This is a genomic window from Candidatus Frankia alpina, assembly GCF_902806485.1.
Taxonomy (GTDB): Bacteria; Actinomycetota; Actinomycetes; order Frankiales; family Frankiaceae; genus Frankia; species Frankia alpina.
Window position 1 is genome coordinate 1 of sequence record NZ_CADCWT010000277.1, and the last position, 5,557, is coordinate 5,557.

Here is a 5,557-nt window from a genome sequence, read left to right on the forward strand (position 1 = left end):
TCCGTCACCAGATCGCTTGAAACCACAACTCAACGACACCTAACAAAGCCCTACTAGGACCGGTGGATAGCTGCGAGCGGTGCCTGTACGCCGGTATGACGTGTGGAACCCGCGCCGCCGCAGCCCGGCGACCAGATGGTCGAGGTCTGCGAGCTTCGGCTCGGTGATCATAGCTGGTTCGTCGGCATCGGCCTGATCGCCTAGCCGCGCTGACCCGGCGGCCCCTGCCGGTCCGTCCGCCGCCTCCGCTCGATCCGCCTGGCCCGGGACTTCGGCTGGCTCCACCTGCGGCCTCGTCGTCTGCATCGCTTCCGCTCGACCCGACGGCTCCCGGATCTCCTGGCGGGTAGTGCGTAGGACCCGGCGCACCTCGTCGAGCGCCGAGCGGCTCGTCGTCTCGATCACACTCAGTGCCTCGCGTGCCTCGCGCGGGTCCTCGAGTAGTCGGGCAACGCCGGAGCGGACCGCGATCAGACTCAGCCTGTGCGACACGACGTCGTGAACGTCCCGAGCTACCCGCAGCCGTTCTTCGGCGCGGATACGGCGCTCCCGCTCCGTGGCCTCTCGGCGTGCCTCCAGCGCCAGGCGGGACCGATAGCGGCGGCGGGTGCGGAAGGCATCGCCTACCAGCCATGCCGCTACAGCGACAAGCGCCTGGACCAGATCCTGTTCTTGATCGGGATACAACTGCAAGGCGACGGCGGTGGCGACCGATATCGCTACGACGGCCGTCGTGCTCGCGGCCACCGAAATCCGCCTGGGGTGGTGGTCGGCGACGGTGAGGACGGCGACGCCGAGCGCTGGCCCAGCGTTGCTGACCAGTGGGGTGAAACGGACCCCGGCGAGCGCGGCCGCGCAGAGGACCGTGGCGACGGTGGCGAGCACCGGCAGTGGCCAGCGCCGGGCCGCGATCAACGGAGCGGCAGCGAGCGTCCCGAACAGCAGAACATGGGCGGTTGAGCCGTAGCTGTCGGCCCCAGGCGCGACCGTCGGGGTCAACGCGGCTGGCAGGGTGAACAGGGCGAAGGAAGCAAGGACGATTGCGATATCGACCACGCCGGGGACGGCCCTTCGGCCGGCCCGATCCAAGGTGCCGGCCGCCGTGGATCCGACAGATGCGTCCGTGGGCGCGGGCGGCTGGGCTGGGCCGGGCGATGCCGGCGTGATGAGCGCCATGGGACGTGACGGTAGACGCCGATGTTGACCCTCGGCGTTCATCCACAGGATGACGCGTACCATCCGCCTCAGGTCGGATCTAGCCGCTCCGATCCACCCTCCGAAGGAGCCGGAGGAGGTTCCGTCGACGGACGACAGGCCGGTCCAGAAAAGCGACGGTGATGGACATGAAGCCGCGTCCATCCACTCCCCGTCGATCGGCCGCCACGTCGCAGCCCAGAGCAGCCAACGTTCTTCGACGGCGCCGGCCGTGCCCACCCCCTTGAATCGCTCGCCGGCGTCGGGTGGCCGCGGGGCTCTCGCCCGTCCTGTCAGGGTTCGCTGTGACCGCTCTCAGCGCAGGCGTCGCCTCCGGCGGCGTTATGTACCACGACCGGTCGACCGTCCGTGCGGGGCACGGTGCGGGCACCGCCGCCTGGGGCCCGCACCTGGCCGTACTGATCCTGGCTGGGGCGCTCGCCGTCGGGGCGTGGCTGCGCCGCCGTCGGATTCCGTTCGAGCGGCGTCCCCGTGGCCTGCTGCCTGCGCCGCTCGGCCGGTCCGCGTGCTGACCGCCCTCGCCGTTCGGCGCAGCCCGGCGGGGCTGTGGCGGCTGGGCGTCCTCGCCCCTTTGGCCGTCCTGCTGTTCTACCTGTGTTGGCGGGCCGGGGTGCAGGTGCTCGGCGGATTGGACCCGAATTTCACGGTGAACGCGTGGGGCGGCCCCAGCTATGCGGGTACGATGGCCTGCCACTACCTCGATCTCACCGTCGTCGGTGCGGTCGCCACGGGGCTGCTCGACCGGGCCCTGCTGCCGCTGCCGCTGGACGCGTAGCCCCTGGTAGAGCGAGGTGGGTCTGGTACTGTGGGCGCCGTCATAGGTGATCGTCTTGAGGAGGTGGGACCTATTTCCGCGGTATCAGGGTGGGCGTACTCCTCCCATGATCACATTAGGTGCAATCGGACCTGGTGATCGAGAGGGCGCCCTTCGGTGTCCCGAAAGGCTTCCCGTGTCGTCAGCTCCGTCACCCTTTTCACCCTCTTCTTCGGCGCCCCTTATCATCCGCCGGCTGCGTGCCGCGGGTTGCGTCTTCGCCGAGGACGAAGCCCAGCTGCTTGTCGCCGCTACCCGGACGGCCGCCGAGCTCACCGCCATGGTCGATCGCCGGGTCGCCGGCCAGCCTCTGGAGTACATCCTCGGTTGGGCGGAGTTCTGCGGCCTGCGGATCGCGATCGAGGCCGGCGTGTTCGTGCCCCGTCGCCGCACCGAGTTTCTCGTCCAGCAGGCCCTCGAGCAGGCCGGTGCCAGTCCCGTCAGGATCGTGGTCGATCTGTGTTGCGGATCGGGCGCGGTGGCCGCGGCCTTGCTCGCGGCCCTGCCCGGTGCCGAAGTGCACGCCGCCGACGTCGAGCCCGCCGCGGTGCGCTGCGCTCGGCGCAATCTGGCCGCCGTCGGCGGCCGGGTGCACGAGGGCGACCTGTTCGCCGCGCTGCCCGAAGAGCTGCGCAGAGGCGTGGATCTCCTGGTGGTCAACGCGCCGTATGTGCCGACCGACGCGATCGGCCTGATGCCGCCCGAGGCACGGGAGCACGAGCCCCGGCTGGCTCTCGATGGCGGGACTGACGGTCTCGACGTGCTACGCCGGGTGGTCGCCGGGGGGCCGTCGTGGCTGGCACCGGGCGGAAGCCTGTTGGTCGAGACCAGCGCGCGGCAGGCGCCCTCGCTTGTGGACGCCCTGGCGGGCGCCGAGCTGTCAGCTCGGATTGAGGTGTCCGACGAGCTGGCAGCCACCGTCGTGATCGCGGCGTTCCAGGCCGGCGACCCGGTGAGCCTGGACCGGGGCGGGCGGTGATCAGCCCGGTGAGGTAGCGCCGGCCGGGTGGGGGGCGCGGCCGGCGGTGGACAGCCGGCTGCCGAGCCAGCCGGCGGCGGCGGCCGGCCACAGGCGGGTGGCGGCGTTGCGGGCACGGATGCCGGCCCAGGTGGCGGGAATGAGTAGGTGGGAAGCCTGCTCGACGCCGCGCTGGCGTGGTTCGACCAGGCGGCGATGGCGGGCCTCATAACGGCGTAGTGCCGAGCGGTGGTCGTCGGAGGTCGCGGCCAGTTCCTCGGCGAGTGCGAACGCCCCGGCCATCGCCAGGGAGGAGCCGTCACCGAACAGGGACACGCAGGATGCGGCGTCGCCGACGAGCGTGATCCGGCCGGCCGACCAGGCCGGCACGTCCACCCGGCTCACCGCGTCGAAGTAGAGGTCCTCGCTTGCCTGCGCCCGTGCCAACAGCTCCGGCGTCCGCCAGGATCCGGCCGCGTAGGCGCCGGTGAGCATGGTGCGGTGCTGGTCGATGTCGCGATGGTTGAACTCCGCGAGCTCCGGGCGGCGGAAGGCGAAGAACGCGATCGGCCCGGCGGCTGAGAGGTGCAGGGCGACGACTCGGCCCGGCGTGTTGTGCATGACCACCTCGCGCCGGTGCTCGATCGACCCGTTGAACGGCACCGTGGCGGCGTAGAGGCCCAGGTGACGTACGAAGTTCGTATCCGGTCCGAAGGCGAGTTGGCGCACGACCGAATGGAGGCCGTCGGCGCCGATGACCAGGTCGAACCGGCGGGGGCGGCCGTGATCGAAGGTCACGTCGACGCCGTGCTCGTCCTGCGTCAGACCGGCGATGGAGTCGCCGAACACGAACTCGGCGTGCTCCGCGCTCGCCGCCTGCAGGATCGAGGCGAGCGTGCCACGGGGAAGTTCGACGTCGCCGCCGCCGGTCGAGCGCGCGAGCGCGCGCAGGTTGATGCGGCCGACACTGCGGCCCGCCGTGTCCACGAACCGCATTCCCGTCACGTCGGTGGCGGCGGCCCGCAGCCGGGCGAGCACTCCCATCCGCTCCGCCACCCGGAGGGCCTGGCCACGCACGTCCACGGGGCTGCCGCTGGTTCGCTGCCACAGCCCGCGCTCGACCACCGTCGGTCGGAAACCGTGCCACGCCAGCCAGTACGCGAGCGTCGTACCGGCGATGCCGGCACCGGAGACGAGCGCCGTCCGGTTGCCCATGCGTCCTCCGCAGTGTGGGGTCGAGGCCGATCGAGCCGTCAGCGTATGACCAATTATGAAATCTGGTCAAAAGTTGAATGCGGGGTGTGATGAACGTTGACCAACTCTCGATCATGATCATCAGACTTGCGGGGTGGAGACCCCGCCGTTCACGGCGGGGAGGAAACGCCGTTCCATCTTGCCCATCGGTTGACATCCTTAGTCGTAGAATTGGGGCATGTCCCGTTACCGGCTTTATCTGACCGTCGAGCAGGCGGCTGTGATGGAAGGCCATTGCGGGCATGCGCGGTATGTGCGGAATCTTGGGGTGGAACAGCAGTCGTGGTGGAATCCGCGGCGTGGACCGGCGCCGGGGTACCACGAGCAGTCCCGGCAGTTGACCGAAGCGCGCCGGGACAATCCGTGGCTGGCGGCCGGTTCGCAGACCGTTCAGCAGCAGGCGTTGCGGGATTTCGCGACGGCGATGGCGAACTTTTTTCGAGGTTCGCATCGCAGGCCGTCGTGGCGGAAACATGGTCGGTCGGAGGGTTTCCGGATCGTCGCGGTGAAACCTGCCGATGTTCGGCTGGTGAATCGCCGCTGGTTCGGGGTGCGGGTTCCCAAGGTCGGGTGGGTGCGGTTCCGGCGTAGCCGTGCGGTTCCTGCCGCGACGTCGTATCGGATCACCCGGGATCGGGCGGGGCGCTGGCATGTGGCCTTCGCTGTCGTGCCCGACCTGATCGGCGTCCCGGGTGGCGGGTGGGGTCGTCGGGGTGGACCGCGGGGTGGTCGTGTCCGCGGCGTTGTCCACGGGGGAGTTGTTGCACTGTCCCGGGTTGCGGCCTGGGGAGGCCGCCCGGTTGCTGCGGTTGCAACGCCGGTTCGCCCGCGCGGCGGGGTAGTAATCGGCGTGGTCGGTTGCGTGGCCAGATCGCCCGGTTGAAAGCCCGTCAGGTGGACCGGCACAAAGATTGGGTGGAGAAGACCAGTACCGCGCTGGCCCGCCGGTATGACCTGATTCGGGTGGAGGCTTTGCCGATCGGGACCATGACCCGTTCGGCCTGTTGCACGGTCGAGGAGCCGGGCCGGAAGGTGCGGCAGAAAGCCGGGCTGAACCGGAGCATTCTCGCTCACGGGTGGGGGCTGCTCGTCGTCCGGTTGGAGCAGAAAGTCCCCGGCCGGGTCGAGAGGATCAACCCCGCGTGGACGTCGCAGACCTGCAATACCTGCAATATCTGCGGGATTCGGGATGGGGAGGTGCGTGAGAACCAAGCCGTCTTCCGGTGCCGGGCCTGTGGGCAGCAGGCGAACGCCGATGTGAACGCGGCGCGCAACATCGCCCTGGGGCATCAGTAACTGGTCAGGTCGTGTAGATC

General features: G+C 69.8%; 5 protein-coding genes and 1 pseudogene. 4 read left to right on the forward strand and 2 right to left on the reverse strand.

Features of this window, described 5'->3' with window-relative positions:
• Window positions 1-39 precede the first annotated feature (39 nt).
• Complete coding sequence (locus tag G6R25_RS20725; RefSeq protein WP_163554268.1) at window positions 40-1,359, reverse strand: histidine kinase; 1,320 nt, start codon at window positions 1,357-1,359, stop codon at window positions 40-42.
• Window positions 1,360-1,499: 140 nt separating this feature from the next.
• Between G6R25_RS20725 and G6R25_RS28085 the strand changes: the two genes are divergently transcribed.
• The 3 genes from G6R25_RS28085 (at window position 1,500) to G6R25_RS20735 (ending at window position 3,008) form a co-directional block, all read left to right on the forward strand.
• Entirely contained in the window at window positions 1,500-1,727 is a 228-nt protein-coding gene (locus G6R25_RS28085) for a hypothetical protein (RefSeq protein WP_235949268.1), read from the forward strand.
• Window positions 1,721-1,990 (forward strand): hypothetical protein, encoded by a 270-nt coding sequence (locus G6R25_RS28090; protein WP_235949271.1) that lies wholly within the window; start codon window positions 1,721-1,723, stop codon window positions 1,988-1,990. The genes G6R25_RS28085 and G6R25_RS28090 overlap by 7 nt, the downstream gene beginning before the upstream one ends.
• A gap of 175 nt (window positions 1,991-2,165) precedes the next feature.
• The gene (locus G6R25_RS20735) at window positions 2,166-3,008 is read left to right on the forward strand and encodes a putative protein N(5)-glutamine methyltransferase (RefSeq protein WP_235949274.1); all 843 of its coding nucleotides are present in this window, start codon (window positions 2,166-2,168) and stop codon (window positions 3,006-3,008) included.
• Here the strand turns inward: G6R25_RS20735 and G6R25_RS20740 are convergent, their stop codons facing one another.
• Window positions 3,009-4,202 carry an FAD-dependent monooxygenase gene (locus G6R25_RS20740; protein WP_163554267.1) on the reverse strand — a complete coding sequence of 398 codons (1,194 nt, stop codon included), beginning with the start codon at window positions 4,200-4,202 and terminating at the stop codon, window positions 3,009-3,011.
• A gap of 217 nt (window positions 4,203-4,419) precedes the next feature.
• Between G6R25_RS20740 and G6R25_RS20745 the strand changes: the two are divergent.
• Window positions 4,420-5,528: pseudogene (locus tag G6R25_RS20745) on the forward strand (RNA-guided endonuclease InsQ/TnpB family protein); the annotation flags it as partial.
• Window positions 5,529-5,557: the final 29 nt, after the last annotated feature.